Genomic DNA, 19,212 nt, shown 5'->3' with positions numbered 1-19,212 from the left:
GGAAGAAAACAGGAATGGCTCGAAATAAGAATCCGGAAGAAACGATTCAGCTGATTCTGGATGTATCCACCCGGCTGTTTATGGAAAAAGGCTACGAGTATACTTCTGTGCAGGATATTATTAATCATCTGGGAGGACTCAGTAAAGGTGCTATTTATCATCATTTTAAGTCAAAGGAAGATATTCTGATTGCAGTGACGGAAAGGATGACTTCAGAGTCCAATTATCTTCTGGAAAAAATCAGAGATCGTTCCGACCTGAGCGGCAGAGAAAAGCTGAAAGCAATTTTTCGAGAATCCATCTGCCGGCCCGTACAGGATGAAATCTTTGCGGTGGCTCCAAATTTTCATAATAATCCAAAACTGCTGTTCAGTCTTCTGGATGAGACGGTAAATGAGGTGGCGCCTCATTACATTGAGCCCATTATCCGGCAGGGAATAGAGGATGGTTCCATACAGACGGAATATCCAAAAGAACTGGCAGAACTGATTATTCTTGTGGCCAATGCCTGGATGAATCCCATGATACTTGACGATACTCCGGAGGAGTCTTATCGTAAGTTCATGGTGTTCCGGCAGATGATGGAAGGCTTCGGCCTGGATATTGTGGATGATAAACTGCTGAACAGACTGCAGGAACTGGTAGTTATTTATGACAAAAAGAAACAGGGGAGCGGGAGATGAAACACCCAAAATGGGAATACAGGTGTTTTATCTCCCGGTTTTCATCCTGAAGATAAACAGGTCTTGCTGAAAAATCTGTCTTCATGATGCGGAAACATTCTTCATAATTTTGTACACGTTCTACCTGTTTTTCCCGGATGGTCTTCTGATAGAGCGCCCATTCTTTTTTTAATTTTTTGACTGGCCGGGTAACGGTGAAAACACGCTTACCCATATGATTATAAACTCTGATATCTTTTGAACCGGGTCCGGCATCACTGCAGTAAATAAATTTCCGGCATCCGAATTCACCCAGCACTTTCTGTTCCAGGGGTTTTAAGGATGTCTGTTCGTTTGGATTACCTGGAAAAAGGGAAAATGCAAGTGTTTTTTCTCTCATTCAACTGTCAAACTCCCGCGTAAAGACAGTAAGCGTATAAAAATAAAATTTTTTATAGTTGACATCCTGGGTTTTGCGGAATATAATTTCAATACAACTGAATAGACAGTTCGGCCCGATTAATCGAGCGTACCATCCTGTCGTTAAACAAAACTAGGGAACCCGATTTTATTGAATCCTGCGTTTTGCGGGATTTTTTTTGCTTTTTTGTACGGCTGAACTGTGATTGGAGGAAAATGTATGAAAGTACTGGTGTTGTCAAGCGGCGGCATTGACTCGACAGTCTGTCTGGCGCTTGCCGTAGAGAAGTATGGCTATGAGAATGTGCTGAGCCTGTCTGTTTCTTATGGGCAGAAGCACAGCAATGAACTGAAAGCGGCACGGAGGATTGCGCAGCATTATCATGTGAGACATAAGGAACTGGATATGGGGATGATATTTGCGGGTTCAGACTGTACATTACTGGAGGGAAGGGGAGAAATTCCCAGGGGCACATATGCATCCCAGCTTCAGGAGAGTACTGGAAAACCGGTTTCTACCTATGTTCCGTTCCGGAACGGGCTGTTTCTGGCGGCAGCGGCGTCTGTTGCGCTGGCGGATGGATGTGAGAAGATCTATTATGGGGCGCATGCGGATGACAGCGCGGGAAATGCGTACCCGGATACTTCAGAAGCATTTCATGAAGCAATTAGCCGGGCAGTGTATGAAGGGAGCGGAAAGCAGTTGGAAATTGAGGCTCCATTTCTGTACAGCCATAAGGCAGATGTCGTCCGGACAGGGATGGGGCTTCAGGCGCCCTTTGCATTTACCTGGTCCTGTTACGAGGGTGGAGAAAAGCCTTGTGGAAAATGCGCCACCTGTATGGACAGGAGGAAAGCGTTTGAACTAAACAAAATCCAGGATCCGGCGGAATATGAGGAGGAGAAGAAATGACAAATTCTGTTTTGTTTATACTTTCAATTGGTTTTTATCTTTTTTCGGTAGTGATTGCCTACAAAATGTTTGGAAGGACAGGGCTGTATGTGTTTACGGCAATTTCAGCGATTCTTGCCAATATACAGGTGTGTAAAAATGTGGATATTCTTGGGCTTTCAACCACTGCGGGGAATACGCTTTATGCGGCAAGTTTTCTGGTGACGGATATCCTGTCAGAAAAGTATGGAAAGAAAGCGGCGCAGAAAGCAGTCTACATCGGTCTGTTTACAACTGCTGTTTTCCTGGTGGGAACACAGGGGCTGCTCAGGTTTGTCCCGAATGAAAACGATATCATGAATGAGTCTATGACCATGCTGTTCGGTTTTGTACCGAGGGTGGTTTTAGGAAGCACACTGGGATATATCTGCTCACAGACGATAGATGTTGCGCTTTATCATTTCATCTGGAAAAAAACGGGCGACAATGAGGGAAGGTTATGGCTTCGGAACTGTGGTTCGACTCTGACTTCCCAGGCTGTGGATACGCTGGTGTTTACGTTTGCCGCTTTCTGGGGTGTGTATGACACGGAGGTGTTTGTGAGTATTCTGCTTACAACGTATCTGTTTAAGGCAATTGTTGCTTTCTGCGATACACCTTTCGTATATCTGGCAAGAAAGATTAAAGTGAAGGAGGAACATTAAATGTCTGAGTTACATGCACTTGGAAAACAGACAAAATACCAAATGGATTATGCGCCGGAGGTACTTGAAAGTTTTGAAAATAAACATATGGACAATGACTATTTCGTGAAATTCAATTGTCCGGAGTTTACATCTCTCTGTCCGATTACGGGACAGCCGGATTTTGCGACGATCTACATATCTTATGTCCCGGATAGAAAAATGGTTGAGAGCAAATCCCTGAAACTGTATCTCTTTTCTTACAGGAATCATGGAGATTTTCATGAGGACTGCTGCAATAAGATTATGAAAGATTTGATAAATCTTATGGAACCGAAGTATATTGAAGTCTGGGGGAAATTTCTTCCAAGAGGAGGCATTTCGATTGATCCGTACTGTAATTACGGAAAGAAAGGGACAAAATGGGAGGAAATGGCTTATGACCGTCTCGCCCATCATGACATGTATCCCGAAAAAGTAGATAACCGATAACAGATTTGGATGCCCCGTGGTCTTACGGGGCATCTGGCGTATCCGAAAATTTATTATAAGTGATAAGATTTCCGGGCGGAAGACAGGGATAGATATCTTCATAAGATTCCGGTTCTGCTTCGGTTTCAGGTGTGAAAGGGATCAGTCCGGTACAGTCCTGGAAGGAACATCCAGAGCCTGGGATTGCCAAAGCAGGTATTATGGAGCCTGCAAGTGTTTTTTTAATCATTCAGCTGTCAAACTCCCGTGCATTTGCAAGAGAAAAGTTTGGGCCGGAAGAAATATACCCCTTATTTTTCAGCGGACAGTTGCATTTTTGGGAAAAGAAAATTATAATTAAAATATATTTACCCAATAGCCTGCAATAGCAGACTGTAAATAGCAGAAACAGAACATAGAACGGTATTACCGGCAGGAGATTTATGGAACAGAATTCAAGGCAGTCCGGCCATTTGCAGGAAACCGGACTGGAAAATTACTGCAAAATTTCAGAGGGAAGAAGGCTGCAGTTTGGCTATACCACCGGGAGCTGTGCCGCCGGGGCAGCCAGGGCTGCAGCTTTTATGCTGCTCACAGGGGAACGGGCGGATTATGTGGATCTGCTGACGCCGAAGGGAATCCGCCTGCACCTGGAAGTGCTGGATATCCGGAGGGAACGTGAGTTTGTGTCCTGCGCCATTGCAAAAGATGCGGGGGACGACCCGGATGTTACCGACGGTGTACGGGTGTACGCCAGGGTTTCCCGCCGGCAGGAGCCGGAAATTGTCATTACCGGCGGGACAGGCATTGGCATTGTGACAAAACCGGGCCTGGAGCAGCCGCCGGGGGCCTATGCCATCAATTCTGTGCCAAGGCAGATGACAGAACAGGCGCTGGAACAGCTCTGCCGGGAACAGGGATACGAAGGCGGGCTTACGGTGGAACTTTCCGTGCCGGAGGGAGCAGCCCTGGCAGAACATACCTTTAATCCCAGGCTGGGCATAGAAGGAGGCATTTCCATTCTGGGCACCACAGGGATTGTGGAACCCATGAGCGAGGCGGCGCTGATTTCCAGTATCCGTCTGGAAATGAATCAGCAGGTGGAGCTGGGGAGAAAGAGCCTTGTGGTGACGCCGGGAAATTACGGGCAGGAATTTTTAAGACAGTCAGAATTACTGTCCCTGGAGGAAGCGGTAAAATGCAGTAATTTTATTGGAGAAACCATCGACCTGGCAGTGGAGCTTGGGGTGGAACATCTGCTCTTTGTGTCCCATATCGGTAAATTTATCAAGGTGGCCGGAGGGATTTTTCAGACCCATTCCCGGAATGCAGACGCCAGGCTGGAGATTCTGACTGCCAACGGAGTGCTGGCCAGAGTGCCGGAGCCTCTGCTGCGGAAGGTAATGGAGGCGGTCACCACAGAAGAAGGGGTGCGTCTGTTAGAGGAAGGCGGTTATCTTGAGATAACCATGAAGCGTGTGATGGAGCGGATACAGTATCATCTGAACCGAAGGAGCCTGGGCAGAACCCTGGTGGGAGCCATTGTATTTTCCAGTGAATACGGCAGGAGAAATCACTCTCACGGAGAACTGGGTCGCACAGAGAATGCAGAGCTGATTCTGGAAAAAATATACGGAATTTAAAATACGGTTCTGAACAGTCAGAAACAGAAAATATGGAGGAACTTATGAGAGGAAAATTATATGGTGTGGGCGTGGGTCCGGGCGACCCGGAGCTTCTGACACTGAAAGCAGTCCGCATAATTCAGGAATGCGGGGCTCTTGCAGTGCCGGGACGTGAGAAAGAGGAAACCGTGTCTTATAAAATTGTCTGCCAGGCAGTGCCCGAAGCGGCAGAGAAAATGTGTCTGGAACTGGAAATGCCCATGACAAAAGACAAAGAGAAGCTGGAGCAGAGCCATGAGGCAGCGTTTGCGCAAATCAGAAAAGAGCTGGACGAAGGCAGAAACATTGCATTTCTGACCCTTGGAGACCCCTGCATTTATTCCACTTACATTTATATGCACCAGCGGGCGGCGGCAGCGGGATATGAGACGGAAATTATCAATGGAATTCCGTCATTTTGTGCAGTTTCCGCAAAACTGAATCAGGGGCTGGTGGAAAATTCCCAGATGCTGCATATTATCCCTTCCACTTACGGAATTGAGGAAGGGATTCATCTTTCAGGCACGAAAGTGCTGATGAAACCAGGCAGGAAGCTGGGACAGATTCGAGAAGAGCTTTCCGGACTTTCTTCCTGCCAGGTATCCATGGTGGAAAACTGCGGCATGGAGGAAGAACATATTTACCGGCGGGCAGAGGATATTCCGGAACAGGCAGGATATTATTCTCTTTTGATTGTAAAGGAGCAGAAATTATGATTTATTTTGTAGGAGCGGGAAGCGGAGCGCCGGATTTGATTACTGTCCGGGGACAGCGCCTTCTGCAGCAGGCAGATGTGATTATTTATGCGGGTTCTCTGGTAAACCCGGCGCTGCTGGAAGAAAAAAAGCCGGACTGTGAAGTTTATAACAGTGCACAAATGACGTTAGAAGAAGTAATGCAGGTGATGAAAGAAGCAGAGCAGGCAGAAAAAATGACAGTTCGCCTCCATACAGGGGACCCCTGTGTATACGGAGCGGTGCGGGAACAGATGGATATACTGGAGCAGGAGGGGATTTCCTATGAAAGCTGTCCCGGAGTCAGTTCCTTCTGCGGCGCTGCCGCTGCCCTGAATCTGGAGTATACTCTGCCGGATGTGTCCCAGAGCGTGATTATCACCAGAATGGCGGGGCGGACTCCCGTGCCGGAAAAAGAGTCAGTGGAAAGTTTCGCGGCCCATCAGGCCACCATGGTAATTTTCCTGAGTGCGGGAATGCTGGAGGAACTGGCAAAACGTCTGACAGAGGGAGGATACCGGGAAGATACCCCGGCAGCCCTTGTATACAAAGCCACCTGGCCGGAGGAAGAAGCACATATCTGTACTCTGGGAACCCTGGCGGAAACCGGCCGGAAATATGGAATTTCCAAAACAGCGCTGGTGATTGTGGGAGATGCGGTAACCCACAGCAGCTATCAGAGAAGCAGGCTGTATCATCCTGAGTTCGAGACAGAATTCCGGAAAGCAGACAGGAAGTAATCCCATGAAAAATTCCAGAGAACAGACAGGAAATAAGTCCATGAGACAGGACAGGGAACGGAACCGGGCCTCTGTTATTTATTTCACGGAAAGGGGAAAAGCCCTTGGAGAAAAGATACGGGAAAAACTGAAAAACGCCAGGCCAGAACTGTCTCTTCGCATGGGCAGAATGCCGGGACAGTCTCTGCAGGAATGGTGCCGGGAAGCCTTTGAGGATTCACAGCTTCTGATTTTTGTGGGGGCTGCGGGAATCGCAGTCAGGGCCATCGCACCTTTTGTCAGAGATAAATTTACAGATCCGGCAGTGCTGGTGCTGGATGAACAGGGAAATTATGTGATTCCCATTCTGTCCGGCCATGTGGGCGGCGGCAACCGGTGGGCTGCTTTTCTGGCAGAAGAACTTCCGGCAGTCCCGGTGATTACCACAGCCACGGATTTGTATGGAAAATTTGCCGTGGATGTCTTTGCGGCCGGAAACGGACTGGTACTTTCTGACCGCAGGCTGGCAAAAGAGATTTCCGGCGCGGTGCTGCGGGGGAAAAAGATTGAATTTTACTGTGAAAAGCCGGGAATTTTACTGCCTGGGAAATCCTCTGGCAGCGCCGCTGCCCCGGTGGGAAATTTTCCGAAGGATCTTTTGTGGAAGGAATGGAATGAAGCTGAAGATGGCTGGCCGGAAGAAAAGAATACGCCGGAAACATCCGTTCCCGGAGACGGAAGGGAAAAGCCGCAGCCGGAGAGGGGAAACTACCGGATTTACACGGGAATTCATGATTTCAGGGAACAGGAGGGTACACTGTGCCTGTTTCCCAAAGCAGTGGTTATCGGTATCGGCTGCCGAAAGGGCAAATCAGCAGAGGAAATCGAAAGATTCGTGAAAAAGGTGCTGAAAGAGCAGAGGATTGCTCCGGAGAGCGTCTGCTGCCTGGCGTCGGCGGACCGGAAAAAAGAAGAAGGAGGAATTCTGGCGTTTGCTGAAAAATACCGGATTCCTTTTTATACTTTTTCCGCGGAGGAATTAGCTCAGGTGCCGGGAACTTTCACGTCCTCGGAATTTGTGAAACAGACCATGGGAATTGAAAATATATGTGAACGGGCGGCAGTAAAAGCCGCCATGGAAAGAAGCAGAAGAGAATATATGCCGGCCCTGCTGCAGAAAAAAACTGCAGAACATGGCATGACGCTGGCGCTGGCAGAACAGGAATGGAGTGTTGTATTTGAGTAAATTATATGTGGTGGGCATTGGCCCCGGAGGCTATGAAGAAATGACGGTGCGGGCAGCGGAAACATTGAAAAGCTGTCAGGTTATTGTGGGATATACGGTATATGTGGAACTGGTGGAAAAGCATTTTCCGGACAAAGAATTTCTCACTACCCCCATGCGGCAGGAAGTGGAGCGGTGCCACCTTGCTTTTGCCAGGGCACAGGAAGGAAAAGATACTGCCATGATCTGCAGCGGAGATGCAGGAGTTTATGGAATGGGCGGCGTGATTCTGGAACTGAGCAGCCAGTATCCCCAGGTGGAAGTGGAGATTGTTCCGGGAGTGACCGCGGCAATGAGCGGAGCAGCCGTACTGGGAGCCCCGCTGATGCATGATTTTGCAGTTATCAGCCTCAGCGACCTGATGACTCCCTGGGAGCAGATAGAAACAAGGCTGAAAGCAGCGGCTCAGGCGGATTTTTCCATCTGTCTGTATAATCCTTCCAGCAAAAAGCGTGCAGATTATTTAAAGCGTGCCTGCCAGATTCTTTTGAAACACAAAAAGGACGACACGGTATGCGGAACCGTTTCCAATATTGGGCGGGAAGGGGAATGCAGCAGAGTTTATACCTTAAAAGAACTGCAGGATGTGCAGACCGATATGTTTACCACGGTGTTTGTGGGAAATTCTGATACGAAACTGGTCAACGGAAAAATGGTGACCCCCAGAGGTTATCAGCTCGGCAGGAAATGAGGGACAAAAAGGTTTTGGAAAACAGGAAAAATATGCAGGAAATCCTGATATTTTCAGGAACAGGGGAAGGAAGGAAGCTGGCGGAACTGCTGGCGGGCCGGAACCGGAAAGTAACCGTCTGTGTGGCCACGGAATACGGGGAGGAACAGATGGAGGAAAATCTTTCTGAATTTCTCACCGTACATACCGGACGTCTGGACGAGGATGAGATGGAAATGCTGCTTATGGAAAAAGAGTGGCAGGCGGTGGTGGACGCCACCCATCCTTTTGCAACGGAGGTTTCGGAAAATATTGCGGCGGCCTGCAGCCGTCAGGGAAGAAAACCGCTGCGTCTGCTGCGGCAGGGCAGCTGCAGGGAACCGGACCAGGAATTCTGCCGCAGAAATAAAATTCTTTTTGTGGATACCCACAGGGAAGCCGTTGCTTATCTGAATCAGACCACGGGAAATATATTTCTCACTACCGGGGGCAATTCCCTGGCGGAATATGCAAAAGGCGTTGAGGATATCAGCCGGATTTATGTACGGCTTCTGCCAGGCAGCCAGCAGGTGGAACAGTGCAGAGCCCTTGGCCTGAAAGGAAAGCAGATCATCTGTATGCAGGGGCCTTTCAGTGAAAAATTAAACATTGCCATGATGGAGGAACTTAAGATTTCCATTCTGGTGACAAAAGAAACGGGAGAGGCCGGCGGATATCCCCAGAAGCTGGCGGCAGCCCGGCAGACGGGAGCGGAGACAGTGGCCATACGCCGCCCCAGGGAGCAGGGCTGTTCCATGGAAGAAGTGCTGCGGAAACTGGGCCTGGAGTATGCGGAAGAATCTGCGCAGGAATCTGTTCCCGTATATACCGGAAAAAATTTACAGAAAGCGGATATGGAGCAGAAACCGGATTCATCCGATATAATCAGCAGAAGGGTTACCATTGCCGGTATGGGCATGGGCAGCGTCTCTAATATGACCGGAGAGGTGTACAGTGCCTGTGAACATGCGGATGTGATTATCGGCGCGGCCCGGATGCTGGAAACGGTGAAAGGGTTTGGCAGGCCCATGGAAAACAGGTATAAAAGTTCGGAAATTGCAGATTTTATTCTGGAACATCCGGAGTACAGACAAATTGTGGTGCTGCTGTCCGGGGATGTGGGATTTTACAGCGGAGCGAAAGGCCTGTTTCAGGCTTTTGAGGAAGCAGGCATTACGGAAGAACATCAGTACGAAATAAAATCCCTGTGCGGAATTTCTTCCGGGCCTTATATGGCTTCGCTTCTTCGGATTCCCTGGGAGGATATGGTTTTTATGAGCCTCCACGGCAGGCAGCAGAACGTAATCGGGACTCTGAATATTCATGAGAAAGTATTTGTTCTGATGGACGGGGCAAGCAGTGTGCAAAAGCTGAGTCAGGAACTTATACAGTATGGAATGGACGCAGTGGAAATGCATGTGGGCTGGCAGCTGAGTTATCCGGAAGAGAAAATTATTTCCGGGAAGCCAAAACAGTTTCTGGATTTTGACCGGGAAGGGCTGCTGGCAGTTCTGCTTATCCATAAGAGAGCCGGAGAAATTCCTGTTTCCCATGGAATTTCCGATGAAATGTTTGTACGGGGCAGGGTACCCATGACAAAAGAAGAAGTGCGCAGCGTCTCTCTGGCAAAACTGGCTCTGCAGCGGGACTCCGTTGTCTACGATATCGGGGCCGGAACCGGAAGCATTGCAGTGGAATGCGCACGGATTGCTCTGCAGGGCAGAGTATGTGCAGTTGAGAAAAATCCGGAAGCACTGGAGCTGATTGAGAAGAACAGAAGATGTCACCGGGCATGGAATGTGGAAATCACAGCAGGAGAAGCGCCAAAAGCGCTGGAAGAACTGCCGGCTCCCACCCATGCATTTATTGGGGGAAGCAGCGGAAAACTCAGGGACATTCTGGACATTTTGTGGAGAAAATCTCCCGGAGTGCGGATTGTTCTGAATGTAATATCGCTGGAAACCTTAAGAGAGGTGATGGAAGTGATGGAGGAGCATGAATTTGCCCGTCAGGAAATCGTGCAGGTGACGGTAGCCAGGGCAAAAGAACTGGGAAGCCACCATCTGATGATGGGGCAGAATCCCGTGTATGTAATCACTTTGCAGAAATGAGGTTGTTATGGTAGACAGAATCAACAATCAGAGATTTTATGATTATTCCAAAGTAAGCCAGCAGAAGCGTGAAACCACAGAAGCGGCAGAGTTTAACCTGAACATGGGAAAAGACGGAGTTACCTATGAGAAAAGCCAGCCAAAAAAGCCTGAAAAATCTCAGGAACTTTCCATGGAGCCGGAGGAACAGAAGGGAACCGCAGGAAGCAATGGAGTAAAAGTGGAAATTTCCAGTCAGGGCTATGAGAAATCCATCCGGGAAAAAAGAAAAATATCCCTGATGGAGGAAGTGAAAAAATATGCCGCCCTGGCAGTGGATTTCCTGAAATCTGTCTGGGATAAAATCTGGAACGACCATCCCAAAACTGCAGAAGGAGAGTTTCCTGAGATTCTGGAGGATAAAATATCAGAACAGGAAGAATTCTCCGGAGAGACCGGGTTGTCTCTGCCGGAGCCCGTTCCGGTTTCCGAGGGAATACCGGGAGGACTTTCCAATATAAAGTTTTCAAATCAGATTGCGGAGTCCATCTATACCCAGGAGGAAATCCGGCAGCTGTTCCGCCGGGGAAATCAGCAGGAAATAGAGGATTTTCTGTCTCACCACGGAGAAAAACATCTTGCACGGAACACGGAGCTTCTGACCAGGTATGACAGGAGCGGCAGTATTACGGCCCTTAACAGCTCAGACCGGGATCTGATTCTGCATGGAAGCCGCAACCAGATAAAACTGTAATAATTTTCCTGATTCCACGATATACTGAATTGTATGTAAAAATCAGGAGTGTGCTTTTATGTGTGGAATTGCAGGATTTTATCACAGAGACAGGGACTATGGAGAAAACGAATCCTATTACCGTACTCTGCTGACGGGAATGCATCAGGAACTGTGGCGCAGAGGGCCTGACGACGCAGGGATTTATCTGGCAAAGCGCTGTGGATTTTCCCACAGCCGCCTTTCCATTATTGATCTTTCCGGCGGTCACCAGCCCATGGTGCGCACAGCCGGGGGAAAGACCTGCAGCATTGTATATAACGGAGAACTTTACAATGGAAAAGAGCTGCGGAAAATGCTGCAAAACCGTGGATGGACTTTTGGGACCTCCTGTGATACGGAAGTGATTTTGCTGGGCTTTATGGAATTCGGGCCGGAATTTGTCAGGCAGCTCAATGGCATTTTTGCCTTTGGGATATACGACTCCGGCCTGGAGGCGCTGTATCTCTTCCGTGACTGCGCAGGTGTAAAACCGCTGTTTTATACAGTCTGTGAGGGAGAACTGATTTTTGCCTCAGAGCTGAAAGGCATTCTGGCCCATCCTGCAGTAAAACCGGAGATTGACCGAAAGGGCCTGAATGAGATTTTCGGTATCGGTCCGGCCAGAAGTCCGGGCTGCGGTGTTCTGAAAAATATTTTTGAAGTGTGTCCGGGAGAATATCTGACCTGTACCAGGGCAGGAGGAATACAGAAGAGTCTGTACTGGAAACTGGAAAGCCATCCCCATGAGGATAGCTATGAGAAAACCGTGGAAACCGTATCTTTTCTGGTGCAGGATTCCATCAGCCGCCAGATGGTGTCGGATGTGCCCATCTGTACTTTTCTGTCCGGCGGCGTGGACAGCAGCCTGGTATCGGCCGTGTGTGCTCTGGAGCTGAAAAAACAGGGAAAGAAACTGGCCACTTTTTCCTTTGATTTTGTGGATAATCAGAAAAATTTTAAGGCAAATGCATTTCAGCCCTCCCAGGACAGACCTTATGTGGAAGAAATGGTGGAATACATCGGCTCTGACCACACCTTTCTGGAATGCGATAATCAGCATCAGATTGCCATGCTGTACGATTCGGTGAAAGCCCATGACCTTCCGGCCATGGCGGACGTGGATTCTTCCATGTTGTATTTCTGTTCCCAGGTCAGTAAAAAGTATAAGGTAACTCTGACGGGAGAATGTGCGGATGAAATTTTCGGCGGATATCCCTGGTTTCATAAGAAAGAGTGCCTGGAGGCAGAAATGTTTCCATGGACCATGGATTTGTCTCCCAGAAAAGAACTTCTGTCAGAGGAATTTCTGGATTATCTTAAAATGGATGCATACGTTCTGGAATGCTATCATCGCTCCGTTAAGGAGACGCCCCGGTGGGAGGGGGACAGCCCGCAGGAACAGAGGCGGCGGGAGATTTCCTGGCTGAATCTGCGGTGGTTTATGCAGACCCTTTTAAACCGGATGGACCGGACCAGTATGTACAGCGGCCTGGAGGCCCGCGTGCCCTTTGCAGACACCCGGATTATTCAATATGTGTGGAATGTACCCTGGGAACTGAAAGCCAGAGACGGTGTGGTCAAACACCTGCTTCGGGAATCCGGCAGGGGCCTTCTGCCGGAAGAAGTTCTGTTTCGCCGGAAATCCCCTTATCCCAAAACCTACGATCCCCGCTATGAGAACCTTCTGAAAGATATGGTGCGTGAAGTTATCCTGTCCGGAGGTTCCCCGTTATTACAGTTCCTGGACCGGAAAAAAGTGGAACAGTTCTTAAACCGTTCGTCTGATTATGGAAAACCCTGGTACGGACAGCTGATGGCCGGACCTCAGATGCTGGCATATCTGCTGCAGGTGGATGAATGGATGAAACGGTATCAGATTCGGGTAGTGGATTTGTAAAAATCTGGAAGTTGAGTTGGAAGAATCATATGAAAATGCCGGGTGGTTTTGCGCCACCCGGTGTTTATGTAAAAGTTTTTATTCTTTTTTTTCTTTATTAAGATATAAAATAGCGAATAAAAACATCAAACTAAGAAGAACCCAGGGGAATGCTCCGTTTATAAAATCAATAAATGGATTCCCTTCAAATATTTCTCCGGCAATAATCAGTATAGTTCCTGTTACAATAGATATCCATGCAAATTTTATGATTTTTTTCTCCGCCTTAACAACCCTGACATCTTTTTCTATTTTCTTCAACAATGCTTTATCTCCTTTCATCAATTCATCAAGACTTAATTCATATAGCTCGCTCATCCGAATAATACTTATAATATCAGGTAATGATTTTCCATTCTCCCAATTAGAGACAGTCTGTCTTGAGACCAGAAGATTTTCTGCTGCTTGTTCCTGTGTATATTCTTTTTGTATGCGAGCGTTTTTAATTCTGTCCGCTATTTTCATTGTGTGTCCTCCTTCATTTATAAGTTTACAAAATTGCGGTATGTCTGTCTGTCAAATGTCTTTTACAAAAGGGGAAATTCATGTAAAAAGACTTTTACATGGTATAAAATTAAAGAATAAATTCCGTCTCCGTTATTATACTGTGAATAGTATAGCTGTTTAAACGAACGGTATCAAGGATATTATTCTCCCTGCAATTCATACTTACTGCCAGGCTAACAATATCACGCCTGAGGATTCAGGCGATAAATGTATGGATGTAAGGAAAAGTCCCGGACTTGAATAATTCTTAATGGCTGATTTTTACATCAAATTCTAAAGTATTGCAGACAGGCAGGAGCAAGGATACTTGTTTTGTCTCATTTATATTTTTTTGGAAATATGACAATTTATCTGCTATAATTATTTGAGAAAACGAAGGGAGAGAAGGAAGATGCCAAAAGAAAGTTACCCTGTATGTTACATTGATTTTCAGGAAAAGCAGGCGTAATGATTTGTTGCAGAATTACACTTGAAAAATTTTAACAAAAGAAAGGACGTAACAGATGACAGACACCATACAACAGTTTTCCTCCCTGGACCAGGCATTGCATTCCCTGTTTGGAAATAACGTGAAAATTACAGACAGGAAACAGGTTGCAGGTGGAGACATCAACGAAGCGTACCGGCTGACCCTCAGTGACGGAATGCATATTTTTATGAAATCCAACCAGGGAAAAAGCGTGTCATTTTTCCAAAGGGAAGCGGAAGGCCTTGCAGCCATTGCAGAAACAGGAGCCATTTCCACGCCCCAGGTTTTCGGCTGTGGAACCGGAGAAAACGGAGGTGCTTTTTTACTGCTGGAGTTTGTGGAAAGCAGGCGCCCCGGAAAGGATTACCAGGAAATCCTGGCACAGCAGTTAGCCCGGATGCACCAGTCCCGGACAGAGAATTTTGTCACCGGAGGGATTTATGGATTTGCTCAGGACAATTATATCGGTGCAAATCCACAGGTAAATACACCATGCAAAAGCTGGACGGAGTTTTTCCGGGACCGCCGGCTGAAACCCCAGTTCCTGCAGGCCTCCGACTATTTCGGGAAAGAAGAATGGAAAAAGATAACAGAACTGCTGGAACGGACAGGGGAGATTCTCACAGAGCCGGAATACCCCTCCCTTGTCCATGGGGATTTGTGGGCAGGAAATGTAATGACGGGGCGTGACGGACTGGCATGGCTTACGGACCCGGCGGCCTGTGTGGGGCACCGGGAGGCAGACCTTGCCATGACAGAGCTGTTCGGCGGATTTTCCGGGAAATTTTATGAAGCATACCGGGAAGCTGCGCCTCTGCAGCCGGGGTATGAGAAACGGAGAGATTTTTATAACCTTTATCATTTGCTGAATCATCTGAATCTGTTTGGCAGGAGCTACCTGTCCTCTGTGAGGCGCATTGTGGAGGAATATGTTTAAAACAGGCCCTGTGATGATTTTTTTCCTCTGTTTCTGCTGCACCGTGCAGAATGAAAAATAACCGGTACATAAATCACAGTAGCAAAATCATCGTTCCTGTGGTAAACTGATAAGCAGAAGAAACTGAAAACAGGTGCGCAGCTTTGCACGAAGAAAAGGAGAATCAGAATGTTGGAGACAGGAATCAAAGGACATCAGGAACTGACAGTAACTGCAGAGGATACTGCAAAAGTACATAAAAGCGGCACGCTGGACGTGCTCGCCACACCCCGTATGGCGGCCCTTATGGAAGAAACTGCCTGGAAAAGCGTGGCAGAATATCTGGAGCCGGGAATGGGAACTGTGGGAATAAAACTGGATCTGGAACATCAGGCTCCCACGCCGGTGGGCATGAAAGTATGGTGTGACAGTGTTCTGACGGAAGTGGAAGGACGGAAACTGACATTTTCCATTACTGCCTTCGATGAATCAGGAAAAATCGGAGAAGGATTTCACCAACGCTTCATTATAGAAGAAACAAAATTTCAGAGCAAGGCTGACAGGAAAAAGCAGGGATAGTGTGGGAAGATATGAAAGGAAAAGGTCAGATGTCAGAATCGCCGGCTGTGGTGGCAGTCCTGTGTATTTCCGGAGGATTTCAGGATGCTTATACCTACAACTGCAGGGACGAGGTATTTGCCAATGCCCAGACAGGAAATATGGTACTGATGGGCCAGAATTTTGCTATGGGGAACTGGCACCTGGGGGTACGCTATCTGCTGCCGGTAGCTGCTTTTGCAGTGGGGATTTACGGAGCTGAGAAAATCCGCAGGCAGTTCGGCCGGTCAGACGCCATTCACTGGAGACAGATTGTGGTTCTGTTAGAGGCTGTGCTGCTGTTTGCCGCAGGATTTTTTCCCCGGCAGATGAATCTGTGGGCCAATATGCTGATATCCTTTGTGTGTGCCATGCAGGTGCAGAGCTTCCGGAAATTAAATGGAAATGTTTACGCCACCACCATGTGTATTGGGAATCTGCGGGCGGCAACGGAGCTGTGGTGCAGTTACCGTTCTACCGGGAACCGGGAGCTGAGACAGAAAAGCCTTTTGTATTACGGATTTATCGGAATTTTTATTGTGGGGGCTGCCCTGGGAGGCATACTGACCGGGATTCTGGCAGAAAAAGCCATCTGGATTTCCAGTGTGCTGCTTCTGGCAGTTTTTGCAATGATGTTTCAGAAGGAAGATATACTTTAAATTCCAGGCGCATACAACTTCCGTAAGGGGCGGCAGACAGGAGTGGAACAATGGTAGAAAAAGATTATATTATGCGTATGATTCATGAAATGGTGCGCACCATACTGAAACTGATTTTTCATATAGATGAGGAAAAACAGGAGCTGGTGTTCCTGGAAGGGAAAGACCAGGATTTTTATCAGCGGCTGTGTCTGCTGGCAGACCAGGGAAAAATAAACGAAGCGGAAAATATGCTGTACGAACATCTGGAGGACGAGTTTGGGCAGGAAGAAACAGAACATCTGGAAAATCTGAAATTGTCTCTGGCATTTTATGATTATCTCAATGAGAAAACCGGTGATTTTCTGGAAGATCATGATTTTTCCAGAGAGGAAGTGGCAGAAGGGATAAAAAGCGTAATGAAACGTTATGGATACAGCGGGCTGGCAGAGACATTGCTGGAAAACCAGTGAAGGAGGAAAATATGAAACTGCCCAGAATTATGATTGCCGCACCCTCCAGTGGAAGCGGGAAAACACTGATTACCTGCGGGCTGCTGCAGGTATTTGCAAACCGAGGCCTGAAAGCAGTTTCCTTTAAATGCGGCCCGGATTACATTGACCCCATGTTTCACAGAACCGTGCTGGGAATTCCGGCCCGGAACCTGGATACTTTTTTTACCGGGGAAGAAATGACCAGGTATCTGCTGGGAAAAGCAGCAGCCCAGGGGGATATTGCCCTGCTGGAAGGTGTAATGGGATTTTATGACGGAGCGGGAGGCGTGACCACCGCTGCTTCTTCTTATGAACTGGCAAAGGTTACGGATACGCCGGTGATTCTTGTGGTAAATGCCAGAGGCATGAGCCTTTCTGTGGTTTCTCTGATACAGGGATTTCTGGGATTTCGGCCGGACAGTAAAATTGCCGGAGTTATTTTAAATCAGGTATCAGCTTCCTCTTATCCCATGCTGAAACAGGAAATTGAAAAGACACTGCCGGTATCGGTATTCGGTTATGTACCCGGATGTCAGGAACTGGCACTGGAGAGCCGCCATCTGGGCCTTGTCATGCCCCAGGAAGTGGAGGGATTTCAGGAAAAACTGAAACGTTTTGCCGGCGTGCTGGAGGAAACCCTGGAGGTGGAAAAAATCCTGGGATGCGCGCAGGCTGCCAGGGAATTGGCCGCGGCAGAGCCGGAGAACCTGAACACGTCAGAATACGGCTCAGAGATGGAATGTCCGGATTCTGAAAAAAAGACCCGTATCGGCATTGCCAGAGACGAAGCATTCTGTTTCTGTTATGAGGAAAATCTGGATTTACTGAGAGAACTGGGAGCAGAACCGGTGTTTTTTTCTCCTCTTCACGACAGAACCCTGCCGGAGAAGCTGCAGGGCATGATTTTCTATGGAGGTTATCCGGAACTTCATGCTGCCGGATTAAGCGGCAATCAGGAAATGTGCCGGCAGATTTCTTCCCGGTTAAAAGGGGGGATGCCTTTTCTGGCAGAGTGCGGAGGTTTTATGTATCTGCAGGAATCCATGGAGGACGGGGAGGGAAACGTATGGCCCATGGCAGGAGTTTTTTCCGGAAAAGCATATCCCACAGGAAAGCTGGGGCGTTTCGGTTATCTCACCCTGACTGCCAGAGAGGAACATCAGCTTTTACCGCCGGACGAATCTGTGAAAGGCCATGAATTCCATTATTTTGACTGTACGGAAAACGGAAATGCTTACCATGGGAAAAAGCCTGTGGGCAGCCGGGAATGGGACTGCATTCAGGGAGGCCGGACGTATGCGGCGGGATTTCCCCATCTTTACTATTATTCCAATCCCCGGTTTATTCAGAGATTTTTACAACAGTGCAGAAGGAATTACGGAAAGGAAGAAAAGAATTATGAAACTGGAAGAATGTCTTGAACAGATCCGTCCTCTGGATGAGGAAGCATGTCTGGCATGTGAAAAGCGGTGGGACAGTATTGCGAAACCTTTAAAAAGCCTGGGAAAACTGGAAAGCAATCTGATACAGATTGCAGGAATTCAGCGGACAGGACAGATTCATCTGGGAAAAAAAGCGCTGGTGGTTATGTGTGCGGATAATGGAGTTGTGGCAGAGGGCGTGACTCAGACCGGACAGGAGGTTACCGCCATTGTGGCGGAGAATTTTCTGGATGTAAAATCCTGTGCGGCTATTATGTGCAAAGATACCGGAACAGACATTTTTCCCATTGATATAGGCATGGTTACGGATACGCCCAGAGTGGAAAAACGAAAGATTGCCTATGGCACTAAAAATATGGCAGTGGAACCGGCCATGACCAGAGAAGAGGCCCGTCAGGGTATTGAGGTGGGCATAAATCTGGCAGAAGAACTGAAAGACAGAGGCTATGATGTAATGGCCACCGGAGAAATGGGAATCGGAAATACCACCACCAGCAGCGCGGTAGCCAGCGTTTTGCTGGGAAGACCAGTGGAAGAGATGACCGGGCGCGGGGCAGGCCTTACCACAGCGGGATTGCACAGAAAAATTCAGGTTATCCGGAATGCGGTTGCCTTACATAAGCCGGATCCACAGGATCCCCTGGATGTGCTTGCTAAAGTGGGAGGACTGGACCTGGCGGGGCTTACCGGGATTTATCTGGGAGGAGCGGCTTTTGGGATGCCGGTGATTGTGGACGGATTTATTTCCGCAGTGGCGGCTTTGCTTGCAACACGTTTCAGTCCGCTGGCCGGAAACTATATGATAGCCTCCCATGTTTCCAAAGAGCCTGCTGGAGCCGCCATACTGGAAGCTATTGGAAAATCCCCCAGTCTGATGTGCGATATGTGTCTGGGAGAAGGGACCGGGGCAGTGGCATTGTTCCCTCTGCTGGATATGGGACTGGATATCTATGAGAAAATGAGTACCTTTTCTCAGATTCAGGTGGAGGATTATGTACCCCTGGATTAGCTGCCCCTTAAGAGCCGGACGGAGCAGACCGTAACGGGTAACTGGGAACCGAAGCGGGACAGGCAGTAACTGACATTTGGATGAAAGGAACAGACAGGGG

At 48.2% G+C, this 19,212-nt stretch carries 20 protein-coding genes; 18 read left to right on the top strand and 2 right to left on the bottom strand.

Going from position 1 to position 19,212, the window contains the following annotated elements:
- Nucleotides 1-14: 14 nt before the first annotated feature.
- Nucleotides 15-683 carry a TetR/AcrR family transcriptional regulator gene (locus tag C805_RS18855; protein ID WP_016215568.1) on the top strand — a complete coding sequence of 223 codons (669 nt, stop codon included), beginning with the start codon at nt 15-17 and terminating at the stop codon, nt 681-683.
- Here C805_RS18855 and C805_RS18850 read toward each other — a convergent pair.
- On the bottom strand, nt 646-1,062 hold the full coding sequence (locus C805_RS18850) for a hypothetical protein (RefSeq protein ID WP_016215567.1): 417 nt from the start codon (nt 1,060-1,062) through the stop codon (nt 646-648). The genes C805_RS18855 and C805_RS18850 overlap by 38 nt on opposite strands.
- Before the next feature lie 240 nt (nt 1,063-1,302).
- On the opposite strand from C805_RS18850, the gene queC reads away from it, so the two are divergent.
- The 11 genes from queC to asnB all read left to right on the top strand — a co-directional run bounded on the left by queC (nt 1,303) and on the right by asnB (nt 13,001).
- Nucleotides 1,303-1,995 carry a 7-cyano-7-deazaguanine synthase QueC gene (gene queC / locus C805_RS18845; protein ID WP_016215566.1) on the top strand — a complete coding sequence of 231 codons (693 nt, stop codon included), beginning with the start codon at nt 1,303-1,305 and terminating at the stop codon, nt 1,993-1,995.
- Entirely contained in the window at nt 1,992-2,678 is a 687-nt protein-coding gene (locus C805_RS26495) for a queuosine precursor transporter (RefSeq protein WP_016215565.1), read from the top strand. Before queC ends, C805_RS26495 begins: the two co-directional genes overlap by 4 nt.
- Entirely contained in the window at nt 2,679-3,149 is a 471-nt protein-coding gene (gene queF / locus C805_RS26490) for a preQ(1) synthase (RefSeq protein ID WP_004061403.1), read from the top strand. It begins immediately after the preceding gene.
- A gap of 422 nt (nt 3,150-3,571) precedes the next feature.
- Nucleotides 3,572-4,771, top strand: a complete 1,200-nt coding sequence (cbiD, locus tag C805_RS18830; RefSeq protein ID WP_016215564.1) for a cobalt-precorrin-5B (C(1))-methyltransferase CbiD — start codon at nt 3,572-3,574, stop codon at nt 4,769-4,771.
- 44 nt (nt 4,772-4,815) lie between these two features.
- The gene (cobI, locus tag C805_RS18825) at nt 4,816-5,508 is read left to right on the top strand and encodes a precorrin-2 C(20)-methyltransferase (protein ID WP_016215563.1); all 693 of its coding nucleotides are present in this window, start codon (nt 4,816-4,818) and stop codon (nt 5,506-5,508) included.
- Nucleotides 5,505-6,266, top strand: a complete 762-nt coding sequence (cobM, locus tag C805_RS18820; RefSeq protein WP_016215562.1) for a precorrin-4 C(11)-methyltransferase — start codon at nt 5,505-5,507, stop codon at nt 6,264-6,266. Before cobI ends, cobM begins: the two co-directional genes overlap by 4 nt.
- Nucleotides 6,267-6,270: 4 nt before the next feature.
- A complete protein-coding gene (locus tag C805_RS18815; protein ID WP_016215561.1) occupies nt 6,271-7,491 on the top strand; it encodes a cobalt-precorrin 5A hydrolase in 1,221 nt (406 codons plus the stop codon).
- On the top strand, nt 7,484-8,221 hold the full coding sequence (gene cobJ, locus C805_RS18810) for a precorrin-3B C(17)-methyltransferase (protein ID WP_016215560.1): 738 nt from the start codon (nt 7,484-7,486) through the stop codon (nt 8,219-8,221). The genes C805_RS18815 and cobJ overlap by 8 nt, the downstream gene beginning before the upstream one ends.
- Nucleotides 8,222-8,235: 14 nt before the next feature.
- Nucleotides 8,236-10,350: a precorrin-6A reductase gene (gene cobK, locus C805_RS18805; protein WP_196811088.1), complete on the top strand. Its 2,115-nt coding sequence runs from the start codon at nt 8,236-8,238 to the stop codon at nt 10,348-10,350.
- A 7-nt stretch (nt 10,351-10,357) separates the two neighbouring features.
- Nucleotides 10,358-11,083, top strand: coding sequence for a hypothetical protein (locus tag C805_RS18800; RefSeq protein ID WP_016215558.1), 726 nt, complete (start codon nt 10,358-10,360; stop codon nt 11,081-11,083).
- 58 nt (nt 11,084-11,141) lie between these two features.
- Nucleotides 11,142-13,001: an asparagine synthase (glutamine-hydrolyzing) gene (gene asnB / locus C805_RS18795; RefSeq protein ID WP_016215557.1), complete on the top strand. Its 1,860-nt coding sequence runs from the start codon at nt 11,142-11,144 to the stop codon at nt 12,999-13,001.
- Nucleotides 13,002-13,079: 78 nt separating this feature from the next.
- Here asnB and C805_RS18790 read toward each other — a convergent pair whose 3' ends face one another.
- On the bottom strand, nt 13,080-13,505 hold the full coding sequence (locus tag C805_RS18790; protein WP_016215556.1) for a helix-turn-helix domain-containing protein: 426 nt from the start codon (nt 13,503-13,505) through the stop codon (nt 13,080-13,082).
- Nucleotides 13,506-14,050: 545 nt separating this feature from the next.
- Between C805_RS18790 and C805_RS18785 the strand changes: the two genes are divergently transcribed.
- From C805_RS18785 to cobT, 6 genes are all read left to right on the top strand, one after another.
- Nucleotides 14,051-14,953: a fructosamine kinase family protein gene (locus tag C805_RS18785; RefSeq protein WP_016215555.1), complete on the top strand. Its 903-nt coding sequence runs from the start codon at nt 14,051-14,053 to the stop codon at nt 14,951-14,953.
- A gap of 168 nt (nt 14,954-15,121) precedes the next feature.
- Entirely contained in the window at nt 15,122-15,511 is a 390-nt protein-coding gene (locus C805_RS18780; protein WP_016215554.1) for a thioesterase family protein, read from the top strand.
- A 29-nt stretch (nt 15,512-15,540) separates the two neighbouring features.
- Nucleotides 15,541-16,188, top strand: coding sequence for a YoaK family protein (locus C805_RS18775; RefSeq protein ID WP_016215553.1), 648 nt, complete (start codon nt 15,541-15,543; stop codon nt 16,186-16,188).
- A 50-nt stretch (nt 16,189-16,238) separates the two neighbouring features.
- Nucleotides 16,239-16,640, top strand: coding sequence for a DUF6483 family protein (locus C805_RS18770; protein WP_016215552.1), 402 nt, complete (start codon nt 16,239-16,241; stop codon nt 16,638-16,640).
- Nucleotides 16,641-16,651: 11 nt separating this feature from the next.
- Nucleotides 16,652-18,082, top strand: coding sequence for a cobyrinic acid a,c-diamide synthase CobB (locus C805_RS18765; protein ID WP_016215551.1), 1,431 nt, complete (start codon nt 16,652-16,654; stop codon nt 18,080-18,082).
- Complete coding sequence (gene cobT, locus C805_RS18760; RefSeq protein WP_016215550.1) at nt 18,060-19,112, top strand: nicotinate-nucleotide--dimethylbenzimidazole phosphoribosyltransferase; 1,053 nt, start codon at nt 18,060-18,062, stop codon at nt 19,110-19,112. Before C805_RS18765 ends, cobT begins: the two co-directional genes overlap by 23 nt.
- Nucleotides 19,113-19,212 lie beyond the last annotated feature (100 nt).

This window comes from Eubacterium sp. 14-2 (assembly GCF_000403845.2).
In the GTDB taxonomy this organism is placed as follows: Bacteria; Bacillota; Clostridia; order Lachnospirales; family Lachnospiraceae; genus Petralouisia.
This window is presented reverse-complemented; position numbering and strand designations above follow the sequence as displayed.

Bases quoted from the DNA above. Each gene is read 5' to 3' on its own strand.
- C805_RS18855 (WP_016215568.1), top strand. From the start codon at position 15: ATGGCTCGAAATAAGAATCCGGAAGAAACGATTCAGCTGATTCTGGAT.
- C805_RS18850 (WP_016215567.1), bottom strand. From the start codon at position 1,062: ATGAGAGAAAAAACACTTGCATTTTCCCTTTTTCCAGGTAATCCAAAC.
- queC (WP_016215566.1), top strand. From the start codon at position 1,303: ATGAAAGTACTGGTGTTGTCAAGCGGCGGCATTGACTCGACAGTCTGT.
- C805_RS26495 (WP_016215565.1), top strand. From the start codon at position 1,992: ATGACAAATTCTGTTTTGTTTATACTTTCAATTGGTTTTTATCTTTTT.
- queF (WP_004061403.1), top strand. From the start codon at position 2,679: ATGTCTGAGTTACATGCACTTGGAAAACAGACAAAATACCAAATGGAT.
- cbiD (WP_016215564.1), top strand. From the start codon at position 3,572: ATGGAACAGAATTCAAGGCAGTCCGGCCATTTGCAGGAAACCGGACTG.
- cobI (WP_016215563.1), top strand. From the start codon at position 4,816: ATGAGAGGAAAATTATATGGTGTGGGCGTGGGTCCGGGCGACCCGGAG.
- cobM (WP_016215562.1), top strand. From the start codon at position 5,505: ATGATTTATTTTGTAGGAGCGGGAAGCGGAGCGCCGGATTTGATTACT.
- C805_RS18815 (WP_016215561.1), top strand. From the start codon at position 6,271: ATGAAAAATTCCAGAGAACAGACAGGAAATAAGTCCATGAGACAGGAC.
- C805_RS18800 (WP_016215558.1), top strand. From the start codon at position 10,358: ATGGTAGACAGAATCAACAATCAGAGATTTTATGATTATTCCAAAGTA.
- asnB (WP_016215557.1), top strand. From the start codon at position 11,142: ATGTGTGGAATTGCAGGATTTTATCACAGAGACAGGGACTATGGAGAA.
- C805_RS18790 (WP_016215556.1), bottom strand. From the start codon at position 13,505: ATGAAAATAGCGGACAGAATTAAAAACGCTCGCATACAAAAAGAATAT.
- C805_RS18785 (WP_016215555.1), top strand. From the start codon at position 14,051: ATGACAGACACCATACAACAGTTTTCCTCCCTGGACCAGGCATTGCAT.
- C805_RS18780 (WP_016215554.1), top strand. From the start codon at position 15,122: ATGTTGGAGACAGGAATCAAAGGACATCAGGAACTGACAGTAACTGCA.
- C805_RS18775 (WP_016215553.1), top strand. From the start codon at position 15,541: ATGTCAGAATCGCCGGCTGTGGTGGCAGTCCTGTGTATTTCCGGAGGA.
- C805_RS18770 (WP_016215552.1), top strand. From the start codon at position 16,239: ATGGTAGAAAAAGATTATATTATGCGTATGATTCATGAAATGGTGCGC.
- C805_RS18765 (WP_016215551.1), top strand. From the start codon at position 16,652: ATGAAACTGCCCAGAATTATGATTGCCGCACCCTCCAGTGGAAGCGGG.
- cobT (WP_016215550.1), top strand. From the start codon at position 18,060: ATGAAACTGGAAGAATGTCTTGAACAGATCCGTCCTCTGGATGAGGAA.